Raw genomic sequence first — 23,904 nt, forward strand, 5'->3', positions numbered from 1 at the left:
GGACCGGCGGCAACGCGCGGATCCGGCCGCCCGGTAGTGGATGCGGACCGTTCAGTGCTGCGCGGTATCGGTCAAGACGGTGTCGGCGGTGATGGGTAGCGCACGCACCCGGACCCCGGTCGCGTGATGGACGGCATTGGCGACCGCGGCGGCGGCGCCGACGATCCCGATCTCGCCCGCGCCGCGCGAACCCATCGGGTTGGTGTGCTCGTCCACTTCGTCCAGCCAGAGGGCGTCGATGTCCTGGACGTCTGCGTGCGCGCTGATGTGGTAGGACGCCAAGTCGTGGGTGACGATATGGCCGAACCGGTGGTCGCGCACGCTGTCCTCGTGCAGGGCCCCGGAAACCCCCATCGTCATGCCGCCGACCAGCTGGGAGCGCAGGGTGCGCGGGTTGATCGCCCGCCCGATCGAGAACACCCCGAGCATGCGCGGGATACGGATCTCACCGGTGTCGCGATGGACACGGGCTTCGACGAAGTGGGCGCCGAAGGAGTGCAGGGCGTACTTGCCGGCGTCCGGATTCTCCGCCGCCTGTGCGCTGCTGTGCGCGCCGGCCGGCGGGGTGTCGCCGTGCTCGCGCCGGAAGGTCCGGGCGGCGGCGACCACGGCCGAACCCCATGAGCCGATACCGGTGGACCCGCCGGCGACGCTGGCTTGGGGTAGGTCGGTGTCGCCGATGCGTAATCGCACGGCGGTGGGTTCGCAGCCGAGGGCGTCGGCGGCGATCTGGGTCAGTGCGGTCCAGGTACCCGTACCGATATCGGCGGCCCCGATATCGACGGTGTAGTGCTCGTCGGCGCCGAACTCGATCCGGGCAGTGTTACCGGGCATCGCCATCGCGGGGTAAGTGGCCGCGGCGACCCCCGTCCCGACCAGCCAGTCGCCGTCGATGCGGGCGCGCGGAGCGGGGTCGCGCCCGGCCCAGCCGAAACGTTCGGCGCCGGTGCGGAGGCATTCGACGAGATGCCGTCCCGACCACGGCCGGCCCGTCTCCGGATCGGTTTCCGGCTCATTGCGGATCCGCAGTTCGATCGGATCGATACCGCAGGCCACGGCGAGTTCGTCCATCGCCGATTCGCCGGCGTACATACCGGGACATTCGCCCGGCGCGCGCATCCAGAACGGCACCGGCACATCCAGCGCGACCAAGCGATGGGAGGTCCGCCGGTTCGGGGTGGCGTACATCGTGCGGGAGGAGACCGCAGTCTGCTCGGCGAATTCCTTGACCCGGGACGTCGTCTCGACCACCTCGTGCGACAGCGCGGTCAGCCGGCCGACGCGATCCGCGCCCAGCCGCATCCGCTGCACGGTCGGTGTGCGGTAGCCGACCAGCGCGAACATCTGCTGCCGGGTGAGCGCGAATTTCACCGGCCGGCCCGCGCAACGCCGGGCAGCCAGGAGCGCGAGCACATTGTGGGCGTGGGGCGCCCCCTTGGAACCGAACCCGCCGCCGACATGCGGGGCCAGCACCCGCAGCTGGGAAGGGTCGAGACCGAACAGGGGTGCCAGCGTCGACCGGACGGTGTGCACGCCCTGCGTGGAGTCGTACAGCGTGATCGCGGGCCGGCCCGCGGATTCGTCCCAGAGCGCGATACAGGCGTGCGGTTCCATCGGGTTGTTGTGCTCGGCGGGCGTCGTGTAAGTCCGGTCGATACACACCTCCGCCGCGGCGAGCCCCGCTTCGACGTCACCGTCCTCGGTATCGGTCGGGAAGGTGGGGTTCACCTGCTCCGGTGCGTAGCGGCCGGGGTCGTCGGCGCGCAGTTCGGTGTGATGCGGTTCGGTCTCGTACTCGACCCGCACCAGGTCGGCGCCGTGCCGTGCGGTTTCGGCGCTCTCGGCGAGCACCGCGCCGATCAGTTGTCCGCGGAAGTGCACGCGGTCGTCCTGCAGGATACTGAGTTCGCCGTCGGCGGGTTCGGCGAGTGCGGGGGCGTCGAATACGGTCAGTGCCGCGACCACTCCCGGGAGCAACAGCGCGTCGCCGGTGTCCATGGCATTCACCCGTCCCCGGGCCACGGTGGCCTGGACGGGGTGCAGATACAGGGGATCGTCCACGGGATGTTCGACGGCATACGGCGCCGTACCGGTGACCTTGGCGTGTCCGTCCAGCCTGGTCAGTGGCGTGCCCATCGAATCGGCCGGAATCAGTGTCATCGCTGTGCCTGTTCGGTGAGGGTCTGCAGGGTCGATATCAGGGTGCGGCGGGCGAGTCCGACCTTGAACTCGTTCCCGTCCAGCGGCCGGGCGCCGGCGAGTTCGGCCTCGGCGGCCCGTTCGAAGGTTTGCCCGGTCGCCGGGGCCGCGGTGAGAGCGGCTTCTGCCCGCCGCGCGCGCCAGGGACGATGCGCGACCCCGCCCAGCGCGAGCCGCGCGGATTCGATCGTGCTGCCGTCGGATTCGAGGGCCAGTTCGGCCGCTACCGAGACCAGCGCGAACGCGTAGGAGGCCCGGTCGCGCACCTTGCGATAGTCCGCCACCACCCCGTCGGGCGGGGCGGGGATGTCGATCCCGGTGATCAACTGACCATGGGCGAGGACGGTGTCACGTTCGGGATGGTCCCCGGGCAGCCGGTGGAAATCGGTGATCGGAATCCGCCGTTCGCCCTCGGTATTCTCGGTCACCACCTGGGCATCCAGCGCCGCGAGCGCAACCGCCATATCCGACGGATGCACCGCCACACAATGCTCGGAGGCCCCCAGGATCGCGTGGTAGCGGACGTACCCGCCGAGCGCCGCGCAACCGCTACCGGGCGCGCGTTTGTTGCAGGGAGTCGTCACATCCTGGAAGTACACGCACCGGGTGCGCTGCAGCAGATTGCCGCCGGTGGTGGCCAGATTGCGCAGCTGACCCGATGCCCCGGAGAGCAGCGCGCGTGCCAGCGCCGGATACCGTGCCCGGACCACCGGGTGTGCCGCCAGATCGCTGTTGCGGACGGCCGCGCCCACCCGGATCCCGCCGTCCGCGGTCTCCTCGATCCCATCCAGGGGTAGTCGGCTGACATCCACCAGCAGTTCCGGCGCGGCGATACCCAGTTTCATATGGTCGACCAGGTTGGTCCCGCCCCCGAGGAACGCCGCCCCCGGTCGTCCGGCCACCGCGGCCACGGCCTCCCGGGCGCTGGTCGCGCGCCGGTACTCGAACGGGATCACCGGGCCGCCGCCTGCCGGATCGCCGCCACGATATTCGGGTACGCCGCGCAACGGCACAGGTTGCCGCTCATCCGCTCCCGTATCTCGGCACCGTCGAGTTCCGCGGCGTCGGTGAGATCAGGGGTGACATAACTGGGATTCCCGGCCTTCACCTCGGCCAGCATCCCCACAGCCGAACACACCTGCCCGGGTGTGCAGTAACCGCATTGGAAGCCGTCGTGCTCCAGAAACGCCTGCTGGACCGGGTGCAAGGTATCCCCGTCGGGCAGCCCGGCCGCGGTGACCACCTCGGCCCCGTCGTTGGCCGCGGCGAAAGTGAGGCAGGTGGTGGCGCGCCGGCCGTCGAGCAGCACCGTGCACGATCCGCACTGCCCGTGATCGCAGCCCTTCTTGGGCGCGATGACACCGAGCTGCTCGCGCAGCGCGTCCAGCAGGGTGGTGCGGTTGTCCACGCGCAGCGTCCGCCGCTGCCCGTCCACGTCCAGCGCGATCTCGCTGTGATTCTCGGCGGCTGTCATAGGCGCCGGATACCCGCGGCTCACGCCCCAAACCGGAGACCCTCGCAACGAATCGTGGTCGTTTCGCCGGCGTGATGAATGGGACTGTCGAGATCACACAGCCGCGCCCCACTGCCGTTCCGCCGCTGCGCGACGATCTCCGCGGCGATCGACACCGCAGTCTCCTCCGGGCTGTCGGCCCCCAGATCCAGGCCGGTCGGCGCAGCGAGACGCCCGAGCCCGGCCTCGGTGACCCCGGCGTCGCGAAGCCGGCGCACGCGATCTGCATGGGTACGCCTGCTGCCCATCGCGCCGATATACCCGGCCTCGCTACGCAACGCCGCCGCGAGCAACGGCACATCGAACTTCGCGTCATGGGTGAGCACGCAGATCACTGTCGATTCGGACACGGGCGTCGACGCGAGATACTCGTGCGGCCAGCGCACCACGACCTCGTGCGCCGCCGGGAAACGCGCCGCGGTGGCGAAGGCGGGCCGGGCATCGCAGAGGGTGACCCGATAGCCGAGGAATCGGCCCATTCGGGTGAGCGCGGCGGCGAAATCGTCTCCGCCGAAAACGAGCATGCGTGGTGGGGCGGGAAAGGACTGTACGAACACTCGCAGGGCGGGGGCGGTATCGGTGGCCGGCAAGTCGAGAAGTCCGGTGGTGTCACTTTCGGCCGGCGTCCGCACCCGGTCGAGCGGGATCGTCTCCGTCGGGTGGTCGTTGCCCGCGTGAGCGGCAATCAGCGCATGGCGCGGGACCGATCGGCCGGTTCCGGAGAGGACTGTTGCGAGTGTGACCGGATGCCCGCGCCGAATCGCTGCCAGCAAAGGAGCGAGCACCGCGCCCAGTGACGTGTCGACGGGCTCGATCAACACGTCCAGCCAACCGCCGCACGGCAGCCCCGGGCCGGAGAAATCATCCTCCGCACCGTCGTACCGCAGCTCTTCCGGAACACCGCTGTGTATGACGGCCCGCGCCCGCGCACAGATATCGCCGTCGACACAGCCGCCGGAAATACTGCCCACGACCCGGCCCGATTCCGAAACCGCCAACGCGGTTCCCGGTGCACGCGGTCGTCCGGACGAACTGTCCACCACCCGCGCCAGAACAGCCCGCGAACCTGCGCGCGACCACCGCAGCACCGCATCCCAGGCATCGTTCATCGGCTGCGGACAACGACTCGGTGATCTGTCACCGCCCACGGTATGGCTACGGCGCCCATCTGCATCTCTCGGGCGCCCGTGTTCGTGTTATCGCTCATGCACGCGGCTTACCCGGACAGGCCGCCTCCATGCTCCCGCTGCGCCCAACCGGTCACGTTTTCCGATTCAGCGCAAACGACCGACGCGACGTGGCGTCCGTGCGGTCTCGCCGCCGGCCTGCTGCTGCGCGGGACTGCTTCAGATGCTCAGCGGGGGAGACGGCGGGAACATCACCGGCAGCGCTGTCAGCGCCCGGTGGAACGGGCCCGGGCGCCACACCAAGCTGTGCTTGGGTACTGCAAGGCGCAATTCCGGCAGGGCATCCAGAAGTTGATCGATAGCGTCCTGGGCCAGCAGGTACGCGTACGGCCGCGCGTGGGCGGGGCAGGCGTGCGGACCGGTGCTCCAGGCCAGATTCCAGCCGTTACCCGAGAACTCGCCCGTATTCATCTCCGGGTCGTTGTTGCAGGCGGCCATACTCACCATCACCGGCTGATTCGCCGGCAACCAGACGTTTTCGATCAGGATCGGCTGGCGCGGGTAGGTAATGCAATAGTTCGCCATCGGCGGGTCGATCGCCAGCATCTCGTCGAGTGCGGACCTGGTCGACAAAGGCAGACTGCTGTCGTTGCTGGTGAAACGGGCGTCGCTCAACATCAGTACCAGTGTGTTGGTGATGAGGTTCACCGTCGGTTCGACTCCGGCCGCGAAAAGGAGCACCAGTTGATGCACCATCTCCTCATCGGTGAGCCCGGCGTTGTGCTGCACCAGTCTTGTGGTGACATCGTCGGCCGGGTGACTGCGTTTGAGAGCGGTCAGTTCGAGCAGTGCCTTGCCCATGTTCGCGTTGACCGTTTCGGTATCGACGCCGTCGAACATCGCCGCATTAGCGGCCGCCACCTGTTCGCCGATATCCTGCGGGCAGCCGAGGACCTGGCACAGAACCGAGAAGACCAGCGGAAGAGCGTACTGGTTCAGAACATCGGCGGTCCCGTCCTTACAGAACGAGTTGATGACCGGAACCGCGGAGTTCTCCACCATGCCGCGCAGGGTGTTGAGGTCGACCTCGGCTAGCGCCGCGTTGAGCGCACCGCGGTAGCGCGCGTGCGTTTCACCACTGGTACGCAGTGCGTTGGGTCGCCACTCGATCATCGGCATGATCGGAATATCGGCGGGGACGGTCTTCTGCCAGATTCGCGGATCGGCCGGGAAATGCTCGGGATCGTTGAGAATGCGTACGGCGGTGCGGTACTTGGTCACCAAGGTGGCAGGCACTCCCGGCCACATCTCGATCGGCACCAGCGGCCCATAGTCCCTGCGCATCTGGCGGTAGGCGCCATGGGGATCGGCGGCGAACTCCGCACTGTATAGCGGGATGCGAGGGCCTATGCCCTCGATCGGCGAAAATGAGTCGGCGCCAGCACCCTGCTGCGTGGGCTGCGGATACACGTATTCTCCTCGATATCGGTTTCAGCGGCATCGTACCCAAGGTAAGGGCGTGCCGAAGACCCGTAGGTTCCTATGTTGCTCTCTACCAACAGGATTCTGGCAGAAAGGTCGGTTTCCGTCGCACCCGGCGAGGTCCCTTCGGGTATCGATTGTTGCGACTACGGATACACCCTGAGGCATTGGTTACCGGTCGGTTTCGCCGAATATTGTGGGCTACAGGGCTGATGTGCGTTCGTGACAGCGCCGCGCCGGTCGTACCGGAGCGTCTGCCGGTGCACGAAATGGGCGGGCTCCCGCCGGGAACAACCTCCGCAGAGGTGTTCCTGCCGGGAGCCCGAACAACGCGCCGTGGCAGATCAGTGGCCGCGTACCTCGGCGACGCGGGCGGCCCACGCGCCGGGCAGATCTGCAGACAGCACCGGAGCACCGAGGATCTCGTCGTCGAAGCCCAGCGAATCGAGCACGGCGGGCAGGTGCACCGCGAGATTGTCGATGGCTCGGCTGAGTTCCTGCTGCAGGGTCGCTACAGCGGTGATGTCGAGCAGGCCGTGGGTGAGGTACCACGTGGAGTCCCGGTTGATGCTGTCCAGGACGAAAACATCACGTATAGCGGCGATCTCCGCGTGGCCGCCGTGCTCATCGAGTGCATCGAGTGCCTTCTCCGTACAGTAGGCCTCGGCGAGGTCGAGAACGTGCGGAACTGCCGCCAGGCGATCATCGAGGCCGGGCGTGTTCACATGCTCCTGCGCCTCCTGCGCAATCGTCAGCGTACGAGCGGCGAGCAAGCGAGCACGGTCGCCGGGGTTGCTGGGGTCGTGCAGGGTCGTTTCGGCCGGCGGAGTCGCGGCCAGCTGTTTGGCCAGCACGCGACCAGCGACCGAACCCAGGACGTAGATATCGCCCTCGCCGGTGATGGCGGCATGACAGACGCCGAGATAACCGGCGACCCGGTTCGCGGTGAACATGCCCTGCGCGGCCATCTTGATACGGCAGTCGGTGACGGTGTCCAGGGCATGCTTCTGGATGAAGTGCTTGGCCAGCATCACTGTCACAACGGTATCGCGAGCGGTGAGGTCGGCACCGGCGAGGAACGTTTTGGTCGCGTCGCCGTAGACGGTCCGGGCGATGGTGCCGGCCAGGTCGGTCAGCAGCGTGTCACGTACATGCGGGATATCCAGCATGACCGGTTTATCGGTCGGGGTCATCGGCACCACCCGCTGACCGGCGTAGCGCAGAGCTATATAGAGCGAGGCGCGCGCCGCGGCGTTCAAGCACGACGACAGCGCCAAGCGCCCGACAGTGAGCTGACTGATCGCCGAAGCGAACGCGCGCTTCGGGCTGTCCGCGTCGTTCCAGGTCAGGACACCGTTGTCATCGACGGTGGCCAGGTTGTTCGCCAGCCACGCATGGCGTTCGACCCGCAGGTTTTCGAAGCTGATGACCGAGTTGTCCATGATCACCAGCGGCTGATGGTCGAGCTGGGTGATCGTGACGCCTGGTGCCGGGTCGCCGTTGGCGTCGCGCAACCGTGCGGTGAACAGATGAACGCCCTGGTCCACACCGGCCGCGTCGATGAACCGCGCACCGATCACGCATACCCGGCCCACCGGTATACCGACCGACGGCATGAATTTGCGAGCCCGCGGATCCGGTGTGTTGAGCACGAACCCGTCGCCGTCCCACGTGGCAGTCGTCCGCATGAACCCGATATTGGAACCGCATTCGTACTCGGTCAGCAACATGACGCCGACGGCGGTCGCGTCATCCAGGTCCATCAGGTACGGTGCTGCGGAATCGGAGTCGGTGAGGGTAGCCAAGCTCCCCGACGCCAGATTGTAGTGACCCGAGATCAGCGGGATCAGATCTGTCGCCAGCACGGCGCACCAGTCGAACACAGCGAAGAGTCTGGGTAGATCGGTCGCAACGGCGCGGGTTCCGATCTCGTCGACCAGGTATTTCAGCTGGCCGTAGGCGTTGAGGCGCCGCTCTTCCTGGCTCTGCTTCTCCGTGACGCGGAAGTCCGGGTTGCTCAGAATCTTCTGCAGCTGCTGATGGAAATCCAGGTTGCCGTGCCGAAGAACCTCGGCCAGCGATGAATGTTCCAGATACCCGTCGGTAACCATTTCCGCCTCCTACTTGTTTCCCTATCCCAACGATCGCTAGTCCACCGCTGGGCATTCCGGGCAATCCCTGAGTATCTCCGGCACCTGGAACATGCGGGGTCCGCACATGGGCGCGGGCCCCGCCGAAACCGAGGCGGGGATCTCGAGACTGCCTGTTAAGAGCTCAATGTGCCACTCACCTTCACGGGAGGGTTGATTTTCGGGTGCAGCCAGCGGTTTTCGTGTAGCGCGCAGCCGAATGGGCGGGCCGTTCGCGATTCACCAGAGGTTCGCGGGAGGGTGTGTGCAGTATCCGGCAGCCGTGATCGCCCGATCCGGGGATCGGGGTGCGCCGGTCGGTGTGTTCGCCCGGCTCGGGCTGTGTCGTGTGTGTGCAGGCGCGCCGGCCTTGCGGGCGCGTCGATCCGCGGGATCGTCGTTGCCGCAGGGTTGCCTTCGACCGTCAGAAGCACGAAAAGTATTGTGTCACAAAACCTCTTCGTACTCATCGTCAACAACGACAATCGATTGGTCTAGGCCGGTGGCCTGGTATCTTCGCGTCCGTCGTTCCCAGGAGTTTTCCCGTCCGGGCGGAAATTATCACTCAGTACAAAAGTTTGCCGAGTTCACGCCCTGGCAACTCGACGCAGCGGACTCCGCTGCCGGCGGGCGGTGCCGCCAGGTGAACGTAGAGAGCCGCTGTGGTGAGCGGCCGTTGGGTCAACGGTGTGCGACGGAGATCGACTTGGTGTCGAGGAACCCCGCCAACCCCTCACGCCCGAACTCCCGCCCGATCCCGCTGGCCTTGACTCCGCCGAACGGCGCATGCGGATCCATGCTGTAGGCCTGGTTGATGCCGAAAGTACCGCTGCGGATCCGCTGAGCGACCTCCAGGCCGCGGTCGATATCCGGTGTCCAGACCGACCCCGAGAGACCGTATTCGGTCTCGTCGGCGAGTTGTACCGCGTGGTCGAGGTCGCGATAGGTGAGCACGGTGAGTACCGGGCCGAAGATCTCTTCCCGGGCGATCCGCATCGTGGATTCCACGTCGGTGAACAAGGTCGGTTGCACGTACCAGCCGCGGTCGAGGCCGGTGGGTGGCCGATGTCCGCCGGTGATCAGGCGGGCGCCTTCGGCGGTGCCCAGCTGGATATAGTCGCGGATACGCTGCCGCTGGCGGGCGGTGACCACGGGGCCGATGCGGGTGGCGTCGTCGGCCGGATCGCCGACCGTGAGGGCGTCCACCATGGCGGCCACGGCGTCGATGTATTCGGTGCGGCGGTGGTGCGGTACCAGGATCCGGGTGTGGGCGACGCAGGCCTGGCCGCCGTTCATCAGTGCGGCGACCTGGATTCCGGCGGCGACTTCCGCCGGGTCGGCGTCGTCGAGGACCACCGCGGCCGATTTGCCACCGAGTTCCAGGCTCACCCGTTTCAACGCGGACCCGCATGCCGCGGCGACCTCGCGACCCGCCGCCGTGGATCCGGTGAAGGACACCTTGTCGATATCGGGATGCTCCACCAGGTACCGGCCGATATCGCGATCACCCGGGAGGATGGAGACGACTCCGGGCGGAATCTCGCTGTCCGCGACGAGTTCCGCCATGAGGTAGGCGTCCAGCGGTGTCTCCGGTGAGGGTTTGAGTACCACGGTGCAGCCCGCGAGCAGTGCGGGAACCAGTTTGGCGACGACCATCAGCATCGGCATATTCCACGGGGCGACGGCCCCGACCACACCGACCGGTTCGTGCCGGACGCGGATATCGCTGCCGTAGTAGCCGGGCCGCGACTCGTGCCACGGGAAGCCGGTGGCGAGATCGGCCAGTGCCCGCAACATCACACCGGGTAGCCGGGCATGGGCCGAGCGGGAGAAGGTGATCGGCGCACCCATTTCCGCGGTGACGAGCTGGGCGATCTCCTCGACCCGTTCCTCGTAGCGGCCGGCGAGGTCGCGGATGATCCGCACGCGTTCGGCAGGGGCGAGACGCGGCCAGGGGCCGGTGTCGAAGGCGTGGCGTGCTGTCGCGACGGCGCGATCGATATCGGCGGGTGCGGGTGCGGCGATCCGCGCGATGGGTGCTTCGGTGTGCGGGGAGATCACCTCGAAGGCGAGGTCGGAGCCGGGTGGCACCCATTCGCCCCCGATGAAGAGTTTCTCGTACCGGCGCATGCGTGGGTTCCTGTCAGGCTGTGTGCACGCTGAGTTCGCGCAGCAGGCGGACGGTGGGCGGCGGGTCGGACTGGACCGCTACCGGTTTCGACATCTCCCCGGATCGCGCCCGGGCACCCATGCTCGCCTGCACAGCCTCCAGGTCGTCGGCTTCGATCTCGTAGAGCGCGATGAAACTCCCGTCACCGGCCAGCGGTTCCAGCCGGCGAGCCGAGACTATCCCCTCGATCTCGAGCATCTCGCCGATATGGGTTCCGGCGTACCAGCGGTGGTATTCGCCGAGCTCTTCCGGTGAGCTGGGGCGGGATTCGACGTAGAGAATTCCTTTGGGCACGGTATTGCTCCTATGGACTGCCGGGTTCAGTTCGGGGCGGTGGCCGGTTCGTTCTTGTGGACGACGCCCTCTTTCATGACGAACCGCACCTGCTCCAGGGCGGTGATATCGCGGGTGGGGTCGCCGGGGACGGCGATGATATCGGCGAGCAGACCAGGGGTGAGGCGGCCGCGGTCGTCGGCATCGATCAGTTCGGCGCTGGTGACGGTGGCCGCGCGAATCGCCTGCACGGGCGTCATACCGCGGTCGACCAGCGCCCACAGTTCCTTGGCGTTCTGCCCGTGCGGGACCGCGGGCGCGTCGGTGCCGCAGGCGATCTTCACCCCGGCCTCGATGGCTCTGCCGAGCATGCGCCGGGCCTTCGGGAAGACCTGGGCTGCCTTGCGCTGGAGGGCCGGTGGGGCTTTGGACGTATCGAGCCCTTCGGACAGATAGCTGGTGGGCACCAGGAAGGTGCCGTGGTCCACCATCATCTGCACGGTGTCGTCGGAGGCCAGCGACCCGTGTTCGATACAGTCCACGCCCGCCCGGATACAGGCGCGGATCCCGGCGTCGCCGTGGGCGTGGGCGGCGACCTTGATCCCGGCGCGATGGGCCTCGTCGACGATGGCGGCGAGTTCTTCGTCGGAGTACTGCTGGGTGCCGGGGGCGGTGCTGTGCGACATGACGCCGCCCGAGGCGGAGATCTTGATGACGCCGGCGCCGTATTTGATCTGGTACCGGGTCGCCGCCCGCACCGCGGACACGCCGTCGGCCATCCCCTCCTGCACCGACATCGGCATGATGTGCGGGGCGAGTTTCTGGAACATGGTGGGGTCGAGATGCCCGCCGGTCGGGGTGATTGCATGCCCGGCGGATACGATCCGCGGCCCCGGGAACCAGCCCTGTTCGATCGCGCGACCGAGATCCACATCCAGCAGGTAGCCGCCGGTCTTCACCATCAACCCGAGATTGCGCACCGTGGTGAAACCCGCCATCAGGGTGGTGCGCGCGTTGACGGTCCCGCGCAGCGTCCGGTATACGGGATCGTCCTGGACCCCGTGCATCGGGTTCGGCAGCCCGGTGGGGTTGTCGGGTCCGCCGATGAGCAGGTTGATCTCCATATCCATCAGGCCCGGGAGCAAGGTGACGTCGCCGAGGTCGAGTTCGGTGGCGCCCTCCGGTACCGCGGGCGGATCGATCGCGTCGATCAACCCGTCACGCACGACGATCACGGCAGGGGAGCGGACGACCCCGGCCTCGATATCGACCCAGCGTGCCGCCCGCAGCACGGTCGCCGCGCCGCTCATGGCGCCGGCTCGACAACGCAGTCCATCGACGCCTGACTGGCATCCGGTATCCACGGCTGGTTCCACACCTCCACCGGGAAGGAGACCATGATCATGGAATACAGCAGTTGCAGCAGATTCACGGCGTCGTCGGGCATATCGTCCAGGCCGACGTGGTCGAGGTAGGTCAGCGCGGCCTCGGCGCGCGGGGTGATCGCATCGTAGAACCGCTGCATGTCCTCCATCGAGGAAGCCATGCGTTTGGCGTAGCGTTCCCCCTCGGTGGCCAGGCACCATTCGGAAAACGGTTCGAGATCGGCGAATTCGGCGGGCAGTGCGCTCATCGCTGGGCCGCTCCTGTCTGCTGGTTACGGTGGTCGTCGACCCAGTCGGCCGCGGTCTTGTGCAGGTGGCGGAGCAGAATCTCCTGATCGTTCAGCGGGAAACTGGTCACCGCGCGGGATTCCAGCATCATCTGGGTCGCCTCGAGGGTGCTGGCGTCCTGCAAGCCGTATTCCTTGAATGTCACGGCGGTCATTTCGTGCGCGACCCGATCGCGTGGGGTGCGGGCGGGCGCGAAATACAGGTTTCCCTCGAAGATATGGGTGTTGTAGGAGGTCGGCCAATAGTGGTAGGTGAGATACCAGCCGCTCGACCAGATCAGGATCACGAAATTGGGGAACAGCTGGAAGGAATCCAGGCCCCACGGATCGCATTTCGCCGGATTGACCCCGGGTGGGAGTTCGCCGAGATCCGGGACGTCCCAGGGCCCGAACAACCCGCCGCGGGTGATGTCCTCCATCGGTTTACGCATGGAGGGGTCGAGTTCCCAGGTCACCACACCCGAGGTGCTGACCATGCGGTGCGGGCCCTGCAGCTGATAGTGCGGTGCCTCGAAACCGGCCGCCTGCGCGGCCGCGGAATAGTTGTCCGGCGACTGATTCCCGTGCAGGACCGCCGCGTGATAGAACTCAGCGAACGCGTCCATGTAAAGCTTCCAGTTCGCGCCCACTTCGGACCGGTAGGAATAGCGTTCGGTGAGCTGGTCGAACGGGTAGCCGTCGAGATCGGTGATCATGGGGCCGAGGAATTCGCGCAGCGACTGTTCCGGTTCCGGTGCGAGATTCACGAAGATGAACCCCGCCCACACCTCGCAGTGCACCGCGGCGAGACCGTAATCCTTCTTGTCGAGGTCGAAGAATTCGCCCTCCTGCTGGACGAAGGTCAGTTCGCCGTCCAACCCGTAACGCCAGCCATGGTATTTACAGGTGAACTGCCGGCAGGTCCCCGAGACCTCTTCGCGCGGCAACTCGTTCCACACCAGTTTGTTTCCGCGGTGCCGGCAGATATTGAAGAACGCGCGCACCTCTTTCTGCTTATCGCGCACCACGATCACCGACGTCCAGGCGGCGTGGATCTCCTTGGTGAAATAACTGCCGACCCGCGGAAGTTGTTCCACCCGACCGATATTGAGCCAGGCCTTCTTGAAAATCGCCGCACGTTCGAGTTCGTAGATCTCCGGCGAGATCGAATCCTCGTAGGACATCGGCGCGGTGCCGAGTTCGGGATAGTGCTGTGTCCAGCTGCCTTCGGCGGGTTTGGGCCAGCGCGCCATGGTGGTGCTCCTTGCGGTGGTTCGGACAGGGCGGCGACCACGGGGCCGGTCGCCGGCGAGGGGTGGCTACTGGATCGGCTCGTCGCCTAGGACGGTGGTGCGCAGCATTTCCCGGGGAGAGTTCTCGGGGTAGGGGGCGGCGCGATGGATGACACCGCGGTTGTCCCAGATCACGGTGTCGCCCACCGACCATTCGTGGCGGTACACCCGCTCGGGTGCGGTGCAGCGGGCGAGAAGGTCGTCGAGCAGGGCGCGGCCCCGGGCACGGTCCATGCCGATCACGTGATCGGTGGAGGTGCCGAGGACGAGGGAGCGGCGCCCGGATTTGTGGGTCCACACCAGCGGATGGTCCCGGGTCGGCCAGCTTCGCCAGTACGCCAGCTGCCGGGGTGTGGGATCGGCGGTGACGGGACGCTGGGATGCCTCCAGCGAATGCAGGACCCGCAGCGTCCGCAGCTGCCCCTTCTCCTCGTCGGACAGACGTTCGTAGGCTCGATAGGTGCTGGCGAATTCGGTTTCCCCGCCGCTGACGGCCACGGCTTTCGCCGACAGGACGGTGGCCATCTGCGGGTAGGCGTCGTCCTTGGGGGTGCAGCCGTCGATATGCCAGTCGAAGGTGCCGCGCAGATAGCTCGCCGAGGTGTTCTTGCTGGTATCCAGGCTCACCCGGTAGATCCCGCTGACGGGATGGTGCCCGGCCGAGGTGTCGATCTCACCGAGTGTGCGGCAGAACGCCACCTGCGCCTCCGGCTCCAGGTGCAGGCCCCGGAACACCAGCACGCCGTTGGCTTCCAGCGCGTCCAGCACCAGCGCGGGCACGGTACCGTCCGACACCATCCGGTCGGCGTCGAGGCCGACGATTTCGGCGCCGATCTCGTGGTTCAGTTTTTCGATGGTGACAGTGGTCATTCATTGCTCCGCTCGTTCGGGTGCCGGTCCGGGTGACCGATTCGCCTGCTGGTTCAGGGCCACGGCTCCGCGATCCGTTCCAGCTCCGCGTCGGCGCTGTCGACCGGTCGGGGCAGCAGGAAGATCTCGACCGCCATGGCCACCAGCGCCAGCGAATAGATGAGCTGCAGCAGATGCAGGACCTCATCGGGCAGGTCGTCGAGGGGGAATTTGTCGCAGTAGGCGATCGCATCCTCGAGCCGCGGGAAGAACGCCGCGTAGAACTCGTTCAGTTCGTCCATCGAGCTGTTCATCCGGCGTTCCCAGCGTTCGGTTTCGGTGGCCAGGCACCAGATCGGCGCGAACCGCTCGAATTCGGCGAACGCCGGCGGCAACATGTTCTGCGCCATCGGAATCACACCCCCGCCCGTGCGCCGCGATAGTCGCCGACCCAGTCCGCGACCACCTTGTGGAAATGCCGGACCAGGATCTCCTGGTCGTTCACCGGATAGTCGGTGATCTGGGCGGTGCGGTAGGCGGATTCGAGCGCTGTCTGGGTGCCGGTGAGCATTCCGGCGTCCTGCAGGGCGAATTCCTTGAACACCACCGAGGAGACCTCGTGCTCCACCCGCTCACGTACGGTCCGGGCGGGCTGATAGCACAGCACTCCCTCGAACAGGTGACTGTTGTACGAGGTGGGCCAGTAGCGGTAGATGAGGTACCAGCCGCGGTAGAACAGGATTTCCAGATTCGGGAAGATCTGGAAATTGTCGATCCCCCACGGCTCGACCCGGCCCGGGTTGATCCCCGCCGGGAGTTCGCCGATATCGGGAGATTCCCACGGGCCCACGAGTCCGCTGCGGGTGGCCCGCTCGATCGGATACATGAACTCCGGCGGCAGTGTCCAGCGGCGGGCACCGCCGGTGCTGACCACCCGGTGCGGTCCGTCGACCTGGAAATGCGCGCATTCGAAATTCGGCTCCGGATTGCGCACCGGGCCGGGCACCTGCTGCGAATGCAGGCCGGGGACGTGGTAGTACTCCTGGAATGCGTCCGCGAACAGTTTCCAATTGCTCTGGTTCTCGGCCCGGAACTCGTACCATTCGGTCATCCGGTCGAAGGGGTAGTCCTCCAGCGCGGTGACCATCGGGCCCAGGAATTCCCGCAAGGTCTGCGGTGGCTCGGGCGCCAGGTTCACGAAGACGAACCCGGCCCACACCTCGCAGTGCACCGGAACCAGACCGAGTTCCGGCTTGTCGAGGTCGAAAAACTCGCCCTCCTGCTGTACAAAGGCCAGTTGCCCGTCGATGCCGTACCGCCACCCGTGGTATTTGCAGGTGAACTGGCGGCACGTCCCGGATGTTTCCGCCCGGGGGTCCTCGTTCCAGACCAGTTTGTTGCCGCGGTGACGGCATACGTTGTAGAAGGCCCGCACCTGCTGATCGTGATCGCGCACCACGATCACCGAGGTGCGGGCGATATGGATTTCCTTGGTGAAGTAACTGCCGACCCGCGGCACCTGCTCGACCCGGCCGATATTGAGCCAAGCTCGCTTGAAGATCGCTTCCCGCTCCAGGTCGTAGAACTCCGGCGAGATCGAATCCTCGAACGAGACCGGTCCGGTGCCGAGGTCCGGATAGTGCTGGGTCCAGGTGCCTTCCGGCGGTTTCGGCCAGCGCGCCATGATCATTCCTCCCGTACGGAGTCGTGGGCTGTCGTCGCGGATCCGGTGGGCGGGTCCGGTTGCAGATCGACACTGTTGGTCACCAGCGCCAGGCACAGGTAGGAGCCGGCCACGAACAGCAGTTCGAGCAACTGCCGCGTGTCGAGATGGGCGGTGAGGGCGGTCCAGGTGCTGTCGCAGACCCTGTAGCGGTCGAGCAGTTCGTCCGTGGCGGCCAGCACCAGCCGGTCCACGTCGGGCCAGTGGGCGGTCTCGCCGCAGGCGATATCCTCGATCGTGCCGACGGGGATGCCCAGATCCCGCGCCATGCGGGAGTGCTGGTCCCATTCGTAGGCCGACCGGGTCCGCCGAGCGACCCGCAGGATCGCGAGTTCACGTAACCGGGGATCGAGCGTGGCACGTTCCAGCAGCAGGCCGTTGTACGCCAGCCACGCCCCGCCCAGTTCCGGGTGGTGTCCCAGGATCCCGAGAATATTGGGCAGCGGCGGTGCGTCCGAGGCGCCGGACAGGTACTGGTCGGCGCGTTTCAACCGGCCCCGCAACATGGCACGTCCCTGCTCGGTCCAGTCCGCCGCGGGTAGCGGGATGAGGCGAGGATCGACGGTGGTCATATGACCGACCCTCCGTTGACACCCACCACCTGGCCGGTGATGAACCGGGCCTCCTCGGAGCAGAGGAAAGTGCAGGTCGCGGCGATATCGTCGCCGTTACCGAGGTAGCCGACCGGGATGGCCCGGGCCATTGTCCCGCTGTCCGGAAGATGGCCTGCCGCCTGGGAATCGCGTGACATCGGTGTGTCGATTCCCGACGGAGGAATGGTGTTCACGGTGATCCCGCAGGCGGCGTACTCCCGGGCCAGCGCCTTGGTCATGGCGATCACGGCGCCCTTGGAGGCGGTGTAGTGGACCATCTTCGGCGATCCGCGCTGGGCACTGGACGAGGAGATCGTGACGATCCGCCCCCAGCCCGCTTCCAGCATGTCGGGTATCACCGCCTGCACACAGTGGAATGTGCCGGTGAGGTTGATATCGATGATCCGGTTCCAGGACTCGATCGAGATATCGGTGAACGGTTCGAATGCGAAAACTCCGGCGCTGGTGACCAGTACCTGCACGGGACCCCATTCGGCACGTACCTTGCGCAGTGCTTCCTCCACGCCGGCGCGGTCGGTGACATCCACTTCGCAGCCCATCGCGGTCCCGCCGCCGGACCGCAATTCCTCGGCGACGCGCTGTGCACCCGCGCCGTCGCGGTCGAGTACGGCGACGTGATCGCCGGTCGCGGCGAGCCGCGCGCAGATGGCGGCTCCCATCCCCGAAGCGCCGCCGGTGACCACGGCGACCCTGTTGGCTCTGGCGGGGTAATTCGCGGCCTTCGCCACGTGGGCACGAACCATGGTGTTCCCTCCGCGCTCCGACGGTCGCCGGGCGATCCGCCGGTCTTTAATCGACTGCTTAATTAAGCGGGTGTTTAAAGTTATACGGACGGGGCTCTCCGGCTGTCAAGGTCCGAAAGTGGCCTGGATAGGCCGGGTTACGCCGCCAGAGGTCCGCGCCGTGGGCCGATCCGGCCGCCCTACCTGGTTGGTTTCTAAGATCGGGTAGTCGGTGAGGCCGGCCGGAGTCGTTCGGTAGGGACCGCGACCGCAGCGGTCGAACAAGGAGGTGCCATGGAGGAAAGCCGAAGGCCGGCCGACGCGGAGGCGCGAAGCGGAAGCCTCTCGTCACGCTCGGCGTTACTCGATGCGGCCGAGCAGATCATGCTCGAGGACGGTTATGCGGCGGTGAGCTCGCGGCGTCTGGGCGCCCGCGCGGGGGTGAACCCCGCGCTGGTCTACTACTACTTCGGAAATATGGACAGCCTGTTCGTCGCCCTCTTCCGGCGCGGCTCCGAACGAAGTTACCAGCGCCTGCTCGCGGCGGCGGAATCCGAACAACCCCTGTGGGCGCTCTGGGATGCCATCCATCACCAATCCCGCACCGCGCTCACCATGGAATTCGTCTCGCTGGCCACGCACCGGCCGTCCATCCGCTCCGAAATCGCTCAGTCGTCGAAAAGATTTCGCGAGCTGCAGCTCGAGATCGTCTCCGGCGCACTGCGCGACCGTGCTCCGGGCCCGTGGACACCGCTGACGCTGGTCATGCTGATGTCGAGCGTCTCCCGGTTCCTGCGGATCGAGGAAGCCTTCGATATCGACGCCGGTCACGCCGAGATCACCGCCGTGGTGGAGGAATTCCTCGAACAGGTGGAAGGGCACCGGAACGCCGGCTACGACGGGAGTGTGCCGCGCGGCGGCGCCGGATCCTCGGCGCAGTAGGCTGGGCGCGCCGGATCTCCGTCTCCCGAGAAATGGGCCCACCGCTATGACAACACTGTCCGAGAAGGCCGCCGCATTCCGCACCCTCCACCGGCCCGGTGATCCCGTGATCCTGCCGACGGTATGGGATGCCTGGTCGGCGCAGTTGGTCCAGCAGGCCGGATTCCAGGGGCTGACGGTCGGTAGTCATCCGCTGGCCGATTCGCTGGGCCGGTCCGACGGCGAAGGGATGTCGTTCGCCGAAGCGCTGGGCCGTGTCCGGGAAATCACTGCGGCGGTGGATATTCCGGTGTCACTGGATATCGAGTCCGGCTACGGCCTGGAACCGGCACAGCTGGTCGATGGACTGATCGAAGCGGGCGTGGTGGGCCTCAATATCGAGGACACCGTGCACAGCGAAGGCGGCCGGCTGCGCGAAGCACAGGAGCATGCAGACTTCGTCGGCGCACTACGGCAGGCCGCGGACGGCGCCGGGGTGCCGCTGGTGGTGAACGCGCGGACCGATCTGTTCCTGCGCGGGGTCGGTGACGAGTCCGATCGGTTCGATCGTGCCGTGGACCGATTGCGGCTGGCTGCCGAGGCGGGTGCCGATGTGCTGTACCCGGTCGGCTTCCACGACCCCGAAACGCTGCGCAGGCTCTGCGCCGAACTGCCGCTCCCGGTGAACGCCGTGGCATTTCCGGACAAGGGCGAACGGGACGTGCTCGCCGAAGCCGGGGTTGCGCGGGTCAGTTTCGGCCCGTTTCTGCAGCGGGCGCTCACCGGCACCGCCAACGGACTGCTGGAGCGCTGGAACTGACCTGGGCGCCGACCGAACGGGTACCACATTGTGGGCCGGTGCGCCGCCCCTTCGGGGCGGGTAGGACGTCAAGCGCTGATGCCGTGGGTGAGGACCGCCGCTAGTTCGCGGTAGGCGGCGCTGTCGTCCAGCCCGGTGCGGGCCCGGACGCCGCCCTGCTGGATGCGGACCATCATCGTCGCGGCCAGGTCGGCAGCGAAGGCGGCGTGGACGCCGCGGAATTCGCCGCCGGCGACTCCCTCGTCGATGAGTTCCTGGACGCGGCGCGCGGCGATACGGGTGTTTCGTTCGTAGACCTCGCGTGCCGGAGTGAAGTGGTCGAGGTCGGTCATGAACCGGTCCGAGGCCACCGCGAGTGCTTCCCCGACAGCGGTGAGGTAGGTGGTGATGCGTTCGCGTGCTCCGGTCGCTGCGGCGACTTCGGTCTCCACCGCGGCGGTGGCGCGTTTGAAGAAATGCACGGTCGCGGCCGTGACCAGCTGTTCCTTGCTGCCGGCGAGGGTGTAGAGGGTGGATTTCGAGCATTTGAGCCGGGCGGCGATGGAGTCGAGGGTCAGGTGCGCGAAGCCCTCGGTGAGGAATAGTGCGACGAGTGCGTCGAACACTTCGGTACGGCGGGTGGTCGCAAAGGTCGCACGCTGCTCCATACCAGCAATAGTACTGGGGAACTTCTTGCAGTACTGAGGAGCGGGCAGTACTGTGGCAGATGTCCGAGTACTGTTCTGCGTATCGCCGCGAGGAGATTTCTGTGGCTGTCGATCGACTCCTGCCCACCGACGAGGCACGAGATCTCCTCGGGCTGACCCGTGATGTGGCCGATAAGGTCCTGGCCCCGATCGTCGACGAACACGAGAAGGCGGAGACCTACCCCGACGGCGTCTTCGCCACGCTCGGCGAGGCGGGGCTGCTGAGCCTGCCGTACCCGGAGGAGTGGGGTGGTGGCGGGCAGCCCTACGAGGTGTACCTGCAGGTGCTCGAGGAGATCGCCGCGCGCTGGGCCGCGGTGGCGGTGGCGGTGAGTGTGCACAGCCTGTCCTGCCATCCGCTGCTGGCCTTCGGTACCGAGGAACAGAAGCAGCGCTGGCTGCCGGAGATGCTGGGCGGTGCCACGGTCGGCGCCTACAGCCTGTCCGAACCGCAGGCCGGGTCGGATGCCGCGGCCCTCGCATGCAAGGCGACCACGGTCGACGGTGGCTACCGGGTCAACGGCGCGAAGGCATGGATCACCCACGGCGGTATCGCCGATTTCTACAATCTGTTCGCGCGCACGGGGGAGGGGTCCAAGGGGATCTCGTGTTTCCTGGTGCCGCGCGGCACCCCGGGCCTGAGCTTCGGCAAACCGGAGGAAAAGATGGGCCTGCACGCCGTGCCCACCACCTCCGCCCACTACGACGACGCCTTCGTCCCGGACGAACGCCGCATCGGCACCGAGGGGCAGGGGCTGCAGATCGCGTTCAGCGCCTTGGATTCCGGCCGGCTCGGAATCGCCGCGGTCGCGGTCGGACTCGCGCAGGCCGCGCTCGACGAGGCCGTGGCGTACGCACAGGAGCGGACGGCGTTCGGTCGTAAGATCATCGACCATCAGGGCCTCGGTTTCCTACTGGCCGATATGGCCGCCGCCGTGGATTCGGCCCGCGCCACCTATATCGACGCCGCCCGCCGCCGCGATGCGGGACTGCCCTACTCGCGCAACGCCTCAGTGGCCAAACTGGTCGCCACCGACGCCGCGATGAAGGTCACCACCGACGCCGTGCAGGTACTCGGCGGCTACGGCTACACCCGCGATTTCCGGGTCGAACGCTATATGCGCGAAGCCAAGATCACCCAGATCTTCGAGGGCACCAACCAGATCCAGCGCCTGGTCATCAGCCGTCACCTCGCAGGCTGACCGGATTCACTCCATGGGGGTGCCGATCCGGAGCCGGTTGCCATCGGGGTCGCGCAGCTCGATCTCCCGCGCCCACGGGGCGTCCTCGGTCTGCACGCCGAATTCGGCGGCGATCGCATCGACATCGCGCACTCGGAGGTAGATCAGCGTATCGGGGCGGGCGTCCCCCTTGTGCTCGGAGAGAAACAGTCGCACGGCGCCCCGGGCGATCTCGACGAACGCCGGAAGTTCCGGTGCGAAGCGGTGCTCCCATTCCGTGGTGAAACCGAGTCGCTCGTACCACTCGGCTGCCGCGGCCGCGTCCTCGACGTGGAGAATCGGAATGACTTCTTCATCCATGCGGCGATGATTGCAGATCGGAGCGCGCCCTCATCGCGCGCTCCAACCTCCATCCATCGTGTAGGCAGCGCCGGTGACCATGCCCGCCTCCGCTGAAGCCAGCCAACCCACCAGCGCGGCGACCTCCTCTGGTTCCACGAGCCGTTTGACAGCGCTTTCGGTGAGCAGAATCTTGTCCAGCACCTCCTGTTCGGGCACACCGTGCGTCCGCGCCTGGCCCGCGATCTGTTTGTCCACCAAAGGAGTTCGCACGTAGCCCGGGTTCACGCAGTTGCTCGTCACGCCGTGCGGGCCGCCCTCGAGGGCGATTACCTTCGACAACCCCTCCAGGCCGTGTTTGGCCGTCACGTAGGCGGCCTTGTACGGCGAGGCGCGCAGGCCGTGGACCGAGGAGATGTTGACGATGCGCCCCCAGCCCTGCCGGTACATATGCGGTAGGGCCGCGCGCACCAGCAGGAACGGTGCCTCGACCATCAGCGTGAGCAGATCCCGGAAGCGCTGGGGTGCGAAATCCTGGATCGGGCTGATGTGCTGCACCCCGGCGTTGTTCACCAGGATGTCGGCGCCGAGGGTCAGGTCTTCGAGGGCCGTGACATCGAGCAGGTCCACCGTCCAGGCCGTGCCGCCGAGTTCCGCGGCCACTGCCTCGGCCCCGGCGGTATCGATATCGGCCACCGTGACCGTGGCGCCGCGCGCCGCGAGCGCCCGGGCGCAGGCCGCCCCGATACCGCTCGCGGCGCCGGTGACCAGGGCCGTGCGACCTGTCAGATCACTCATCGCACGGGGACTTCGGCCGGGGCCAGGCTTTCGGCGTCGGCGCGGTCGAGGCTCTCCAGAGTCAGCCCCTTCGTTTCCCGCGCGGCCAGTGCGGCGATCGCGCTGACCGCCGCCGCGCCCGCCAGATACCAGGCGATCGGCACCGCGGAATCGAAGGTGTCCAGCAGTTGGACAGCGATGATCGGCGCCAGCGACCCGGCCACAATCGAGGTGACCTGATAGCCCAGCGACACACCGGAGTAGCGCATGCGGGTCGGGAACATCTCGGCCATGAGCGCGGGCTGCCCGGCGTACATGAGGGCGTGGAAGACCAGGCCGATGATGATGGCGGAGACGATGACCAGGTTGTTACCGCTGTCCATCATCGGGAAGGCGAAGAACCCCCAGGTACCCGCGGTCACCGCGCCGACCAGGTAGACCGGTCGCCGGCCGAAACGGTCGGACAGGTTGCCCACCAGCGGGATCACCACGAAATGCACCGCGTGCGCGGCCAGCAGCCACCACAGGATCACCGAGGTATCGGTTCCCACTTCCACCTTCAGATAGGTGATGGTGAAGGTGACCACCAGGTAGTACATGATGTTCTCGCCGAACCGCAGGCCCATGGCGGTGAATACGCCGCGCGGGTACCGGCGCAGCACCTCGACGACACTGAGCGATCCGGCCTTGATCTCCTCGGCCTCCTGCTGTGCCGCGACGAAGATCGGCGCGTCGGTGATCTTGGTGCGGATGTAGTAGCCGATCAGCACGACCACCGCCGACAACCAGAACGCGACCCGCCAGCCCCACCCGAGGAACGCTTCGTCGGACAGCGTTGTCGTCAGCACCAGCAGCACCACCGTGGCCAGCAGATTGCCCGCCGGCACACCCGCCTGCGGCCAGCTCGCCCAGAAACCGCGGCTGCGGCTGGGACTGTGCTCGGCGACCAGCAGTACCGCGCCGCCCCATTCGCCGCCCACCGCGAAACCCTGGATGAATCGCAGAGCCACGAGCAGGGCGGGTGCCCAGTAGCCGATCTGGCCGAAGGTCGGCAGGCAGCCCATCAGGAAGGTCGCGGCGCCGACCAGGACGAGACTGAACTGCAGCAGTTTCTTACGGCCGTACTTGTCGCCGTAGTGCCCGAAGACCACACCGCCCAGCGGGCGCGCCACGAACCCGACGGCGTAGGTGACGAACGCGGCGAGGATGGCGTCCAGATCGCTGGTGCCCTCGGCGAAGAACACCTTGCTGAACACCAGTGTGGCGGCGGTTCCGTAGAGGAAGAACTCGTACCACTCCACGACCGTGCCCGCCATCGACGCGGCGACCACCCGTCGCAGGCCGCCGGTATCGGTGTCCTTCGCGTCGACCGCATCGGGTCCGGGGCTGTGCTCCCGCATGGCAGTTCTCCTTCGCGCCGGAGGTCGCACAGTCTG

At 66.9% G+C, this 23,904-nt stretch carries 23 protein-coding genes; 3 read left to right on the forward strand and 20 right to left on the reverse strand.

The genetic code is table 11. The features are described 5' to 3' along the window. Positions 1–51: 51 nt before the first annotated feature. From ACFWPH_RS25190 to ACFWPH_RS25265, 16 genes are all read right to left on the reverse strand, one after another. The gene (locus tag ACFWPH_RS25190) at positions 52–2,160 is read right to left on the reverse strand and encodes a xanthine dehydrogenase family protein molybdopterin-binding subunit (protein WP_378754573.1); all 2,109 of its coding nucleotides are present in this window, start codon (positions 2,158–2,160) and stop codon (positions 52–54) included. Next, the gene (locus ACFWPH_RS25195; protein WP_378754574.1) at positions 2,157–3,155 is read right to left on the reverse strand and encodes an FAD binding domain-containing protein; all 999 of its coding nucleotides are present in this window, start codon (positions 3,153–3,155) and stop codon (positions 2,157–2,159) included. Before ACFWPH_RS25195 ends, ACFWPH_RS25190 begins: the two co-directional genes overlap by 4 nt. Continuing rightward, positions 3,152–3,673 (reverse strand): 2Fe-2S iron-sulfur cluster-binding protein, encoded by a 522-nt coding sequence (locus ACFWPH_RS25200; protein WP_378754575.1) that lies wholly within the window; start codon positions 3,671–3,673, stop codon positions 3,152–3,154. Before ACFWPH_RS25200 ends, ACFWPH_RS25195 begins: the two co-directional genes overlap by 4 nt. Before the next feature lie 20 nt (positions 3,674–3,693). After that, positions 3,694–4,821 (reverse strand): XdhC family protein, encoded by a 1,128-nt coding sequence (locus tag ACFWPH_RS25205; protein ID WP_378754576.1) that lies wholly within the window; start codon positions 4,819–4,821, stop codon positions 3,694–3,696. A 237-nt stretch (positions 4,822–5,058) separates the two neighbouring features. Next, on the reverse strand, positions 5,059–6,183 hold the full coding sequence (locus ACFWPH_RS25210) for a cytochrome P450 (RefSeq protein ID WP_378754577.1): 1,125 nt from the start codon (positions 6,181–6,183) through the stop codon (positions 5,059–5,061). A gap of 482 nt (positions 6,184–6,665) precedes the next feature. Further along, on the reverse strand, positions 6,666–8,432 hold the full coding sequence (locus ACFWPH_RS25215; protein ID WP_378754578.1) for a hypothetical protein: 1,767 nt from the start codon (positions 8,430–8,432) through the stop codon (positions 6,666–6,668). A gap of 699 nt (positions 8,433–9,131) precedes the next feature. After that, the gene (locus ACFWPH_RS25220; RefSeq protein ID WP_378754579.1) at positions 9,132–10,580 is read right to left on the reverse strand and encodes an aldehyde dehydrogenase; all 1,449 of its coding nucleotides are present in this window, start codon (positions 10,578–10,580) and stop codon (positions 9,132–9,134) included. A 13-nt stretch (positions 10,581–10,593) separates the two neighbouring features. Further along, positions 10,594–10,914, reverse strand: coding sequence for a hypothetical protein (locus tag ACFWPH_RS25225; protein ID WP_378754580.1), 321 nt, complete (start codon positions 10,912–10,914; stop codon positions 10,594–10,596). A gap of 26 nt (positions 10,915–10,940) precedes the next feature. Continuing rightward, positions 10,941–12,203 (reverse strand): amidohydrolase family protein, encoded by a 1,263-nt coding sequence (locus ACFWPH_RS25230; RefSeq protein ID WP_378754581.1) that lies wholly within the window; start codon positions 12,201–12,203, stop codon positions 10,941–10,943. Further along, positions 12,200–12,526 carry a hypothetical protein gene (locus ACFWPH_RS25235; RefSeq protein ID WP_378754582.1) on the reverse strand — a complete coding sequence of 109 codons (327 nt, stop codon included), beginning with the start codon at positions 12,524–12,526 and terminating at the stop codon, positions 12,200–12,202. The genes ACFWPH_RS25230 and ACFWPH_RS25235 overlap by 4 nt, the downstream gene beginning before the upstream one ends. After that, positions 12,523–13,797, reverse strand: a complete 1,275-nt coding sequence (locus ACFWPH_RS25240) for an aromatic ring-hydroxylating dioxygenase subunit alpha (protein WP_378754583.1) — start codon at positions 13,795–13,797, stop codon at positions 12,523–12,525. The genes ACFWPH_RS25235 and ACFWPH_RS25240 overlap by 4 nt, the downstream gene beginning before the upstream one ends. A gap of 66 nt (positions 13,798–13,863) precedes the next feature. Continuing rightward, positions 13,864–14,706, reverse strand: coding sequence for a TauD/TfdA dioxygenase family protein (locus ACFWPH_RS25245; RefSeq protein WP_378754584.1), 843 nt, complete (start codon positions 14,704–14,706; stop codon positions 13,864–13,866). A gap of 53 nt (positions 14,707–14,759) precedes the next feature. Continuing rightward, positions 14,760–15,095, reverse strand: coding sequence for a hypothetical protein (locus ACFWPH_RS25250; RefSeq protein ID WP_378754585.1), 336 nt, complete (start codon positions 15,093–15,095; stop codon positions 14,760–14,762). A gap of 5 nt (positions 15,096–15,100) precedes the next feature. Continuing rightward, positions 15,101–16,369 (reverse strand): aromatic ring-hydroxylating dioxygenase subunit alpha, encoded by a 1,269-nt coding sequence (locus ACFWPH_RS25255; RefSeq protein ID WP_378754586.1) that lies wholly within the window; start codon positions 16,367–16,369, stop codon positions 15,101–15,103. Positions 16,370–16,371: 2 nt separating this feature from the next. After that, entirely contained in the window at positions 16,372–16,980 is a 609-nt protein-coding gene (locus tag ACFWPH_RS25260) for a carboxymuconolactone decarboxylase family protein (RefSeq protein WP_378754587.1), read from the reverse strand. Next, positions 16,977–17,765: an SDR family NAD(P)-dependent oxidoreductase gene (locus ACFWPH_RS25265; protein ID WP_378754588.1), complete on the reverse strand. Its 789-nt coding sequence runs from the start codon at positions 17,763–17,765 to the stop codon at positions 16,977–16,979. The genes ACFWPH_RS25260 and ACFWPH_RS25265 overlap by 4 nt, the downstream gene beginning before the upstream one ends. Positions 17,766–18,038: 273 nt before the next feature. Between ACFWPH_RS25265 and ACFWPH_RS25270 the strand changes: the two genes are divergently transcribed. Beyond that, positions 18,039–18,686 carry a TetR/AcrR family transcriptional regulator gene (locus tag ACFWPH_RS25270; RefSeq protein ID WP_378754589.1) on the forward strand — a complete coding sequence of 216 codons (648 nt, stop codon included), beginning with the start codon at positions 18,039–18,041 and terminating at the stop codon, positions 18,684–18,686. 46 nt (positions 18,687–18,732) lie between these two features. Then, complete coding sequence (locus tag ACFWPH_RS25275) at positions 18,733–19,485, forward strand: isocitrate lyase/phosphoenolpyruvate mutase family protein (RefSeq protein WP_378754590.1); 753 nt, start codon at positions 18,733–18,735, stop codon at positions 19,483–19,485. 68 nt (positions 19,486–19,553) lie between these two features. Here the strand turns inward: ACFWPH_RS25275 and ACFWPH_RS25280 are convergent, their stop codons facing one another. After that, positions 19,554–20,132 carry a TetR/AcrR family transcriptional regulator gene (locus tag ACFWPH_RS25280; protein ID WP_378754591.1) on the reverse strand — a complete coding sequence of 193 codons (579 nt, stop codon included), beginning with the start codon at positions 20,130–20,132 and terminating at the stop codon, positions 19,554–19,556. Positions 20,133–20,233: 101 nt separating this feature from the next. Between ACFWPH_RS25280 and ACFWPH_RS25285 the strand changes: the two genes are divergently transcribed. Further along, on the forward strand, positions 20,234–21,373 hold the full coding sequence (locus ACFWPH_RS25285) for an acyl-CoA dehydrogenase family protein (RefSeq protein WP_378754592.1): 1,140 nt from the start codon (positions 20,234–20,236) through the stop codon (positions 21,371–21,373). 6 nt (positions 21,374–21,379) lie between these two features. On the opposite strand, the gene ACFWPH_RS25290 is transcribed toward ACFWPH_RS25285, so the two are convergent. The 3 genes from ACFWPH_RS25290 to ACFWPH_RS25300 are packed head-to-tail and all read right to left on the reverse strand — an operon-like array spanning position 21,380 to position 23,868. Beyond that, complete coding sequence (locus ACFWPH_RS25290; protein WP_378754593.1) at positions 21,380–21,712, reverse strand: glyoxalase superfamily protein; 333 nt, start codon at positions 21,710–21,712, stop codon at positions 21,380–21,382. Between the two features lie 30 nt (positions 21,713–21,742). Next, positions 21,743–22,489, reverse strand: a complete 747-nt coding sequence (locus tag ACFWPH_RS25295) for a 3-hydroxybutyrate dehydrogenase (RefSeq protein WP_378754594.1) — start codon at positions 22,487–22,489, stop codon at positions 21,743–21,745. After that, positions 22,486–23,868, reverse strand: coding sequence for an MFS transporter (locus ACFWPH_RS25300; RefSeq protein ID WP_378754595.1), 1,383 nt, complete (start codon positions 23,866–23,868; stop codon positions 22,486–22,488). The genes ACFWPH_RS25295 and ACFWPH_RS25300 overlap by 4 nt, the downstream gene beginning before the upstream one ends. Between the last annotated feature and the right edge of the window lie 36 nt (positions 23,869–23,904).

The organism is Nocardia sp. NPDC058499 (assembly GCF_042719915.1).
Classification (GTDB): Bacteria; Actinomycetota; Actinomycetes; order Mycobacteriales; family Mycobacteriaceae; genus Nocardia.

Excerpts from the sequence above, each read along its gene's own strand:
- ACFWPH_RS25190 (WP_378754573.1), bottom strand. The coding sequence starts at position 2,160 with ATGACACTGATTCCGGCCGATTCGATGGGCACGCCACTGACCAGGCTG.
- ACFWPH_RS25200 (WP_378754575.1), bottom strand. The coding sequence starts at position 3,673 with ATGACAGCCGCCGAGAATCACAGCGAGATCGCGCTGGACGTGGACGGG.
- ACFWPH_RS25205 (WP_378754576.1), bottom strand. The coding sequence starts at position 4,821 with ATGAACGATGCCTGGGATGCGGTGCTGCGGTGGTCGCGCGCAGGTTCG.
- ACFWPH_RS25210 (WP_378754577.1), bottom strand. The coding sequence starts at position 6,183 with ATGCGCAGGGACTATGGGCCGCTGGTGCCGATCGAGATGTGGCCGGGA.
- ACFWPH_RS25215 (WP_378754578.1), bottom strand. The coding sequence starts at position 8,432 with ATGGTTACCGACGGGTATCTGGAACATTCATCGCTGGCCGAGGTTCTT.
- ACFWPH_RS25220 (WP_378754579.1), bottom strand. The coding sequence starts at position 10,580 with ATGCGCCGGTACGAGAAACTCTTCATCGGGGGCGAATGGGTGCCACCC.
- ACFWPH_RS25230 (WP_378754581.1), bottom strand. The coding sequence starts at position 12,203 with ATGAGCGGCGCGGCGACCGTGCTGCGGGCGGCACGCTGGGTCGATATC.
- ACFWPH_RS25235 (WP_378754582.1), bottom strand. The coding sequence starts at position 12,526 with ATGAGCGCACTGCCCGCCGAATTCGCCGATCTCGAACCGTTTTCCGAA.
- ACFWPH_RS25240 (WP_378754583.1), bottom strand. The coding sequence starts at position 13,797 with ATGGCGCGCTGGCCCAAACCCGCCGAAGGCAGCTGGACACAGCACTAT.
- ACFWPH_RS25245 (WP_378754584.1), bottom strand. The coding sequence starts at position 14,706 with ATGACCACTGTCACCATCGAAAAACTGAACCACGAGATCGGCGCCGAA.
- ACFWPH_RS25250 (WP_378754585.1), bottom strand. The coding sequence starts at position 15,095 with ATGGCGCAGAACATGTTGCCGCCGGCGTTCGCCGAATTCGAGCGGTTC.
- ACFWPH_RS25255 (WP_378754586.1), bottom strand. The coding sequence starts at position 16,369 with ATGGCGCGCTGGCCGAAACCGCCGGAAGGCACCTGGACCCAGCACTAT.
- ACFWPH_RS25260 (WP_378754587.1), bottom strand. The coding sequence starts at position 16,980 with ATGACCACCGTCGATCCTCGCCTCATCCCGCTACCCGCGGCGGACTGG.
- ACFWPH_RS25265 (WP_378754588.1), bottom strand. The coding sequence starts at position 17,765 with ATGGTTCGTGCCCACGTGGCGAAGGCCGCGAATTACCCCGCCAGAGCC.
- ACFWPH_RS25270 (WP_378754589.1), top strand. The coding sequence starts at position 18,039 with ATGGAGGAAAGCCGAAGGCCGGCCGACGCGGAGGCGCGAAGCGGAAGC.
- ACFWPH_RS25275 (WP_378754590.1), top strand. The coding sequence starts at position 18,733 with ATGACAACACTGTCCGAGAAGGCCGCCGCATTCCGCACCCTCCACCGG.
- ACFWPH_RS25280 (WP_378754591.1), bottom strand. The coding sequence starts at position 20,132 with ATGGAGCAGCGTGCGACCTTTGCGACCACCCGCCGTACCGAAGTGTTC.
- ACFWPH_RS25290 (WP_378754593.1), bottom strand. The coding sequence starts at position 21,712 with ATGGATGAAGAAGTCATTCCGATTCTCCACGTCGAGGACGCGGCCGCG.
- ACFWPH_RS25295 (WP_378754594.1), bottom strand. The coding sequence starts at position 22,489 with ATGAGTGATCTGACAGGTCGCACGGCCCTGGTCACCGGCGCCGCGAGC.
- ACFWPH_RS25300 (WP_378754595.1), bottom strand. The coding sequence starts at position 23,868 with ATGCGGGAGCACAGCCCCGGACCCGATGCGGTCGACGCGAAGGACACC.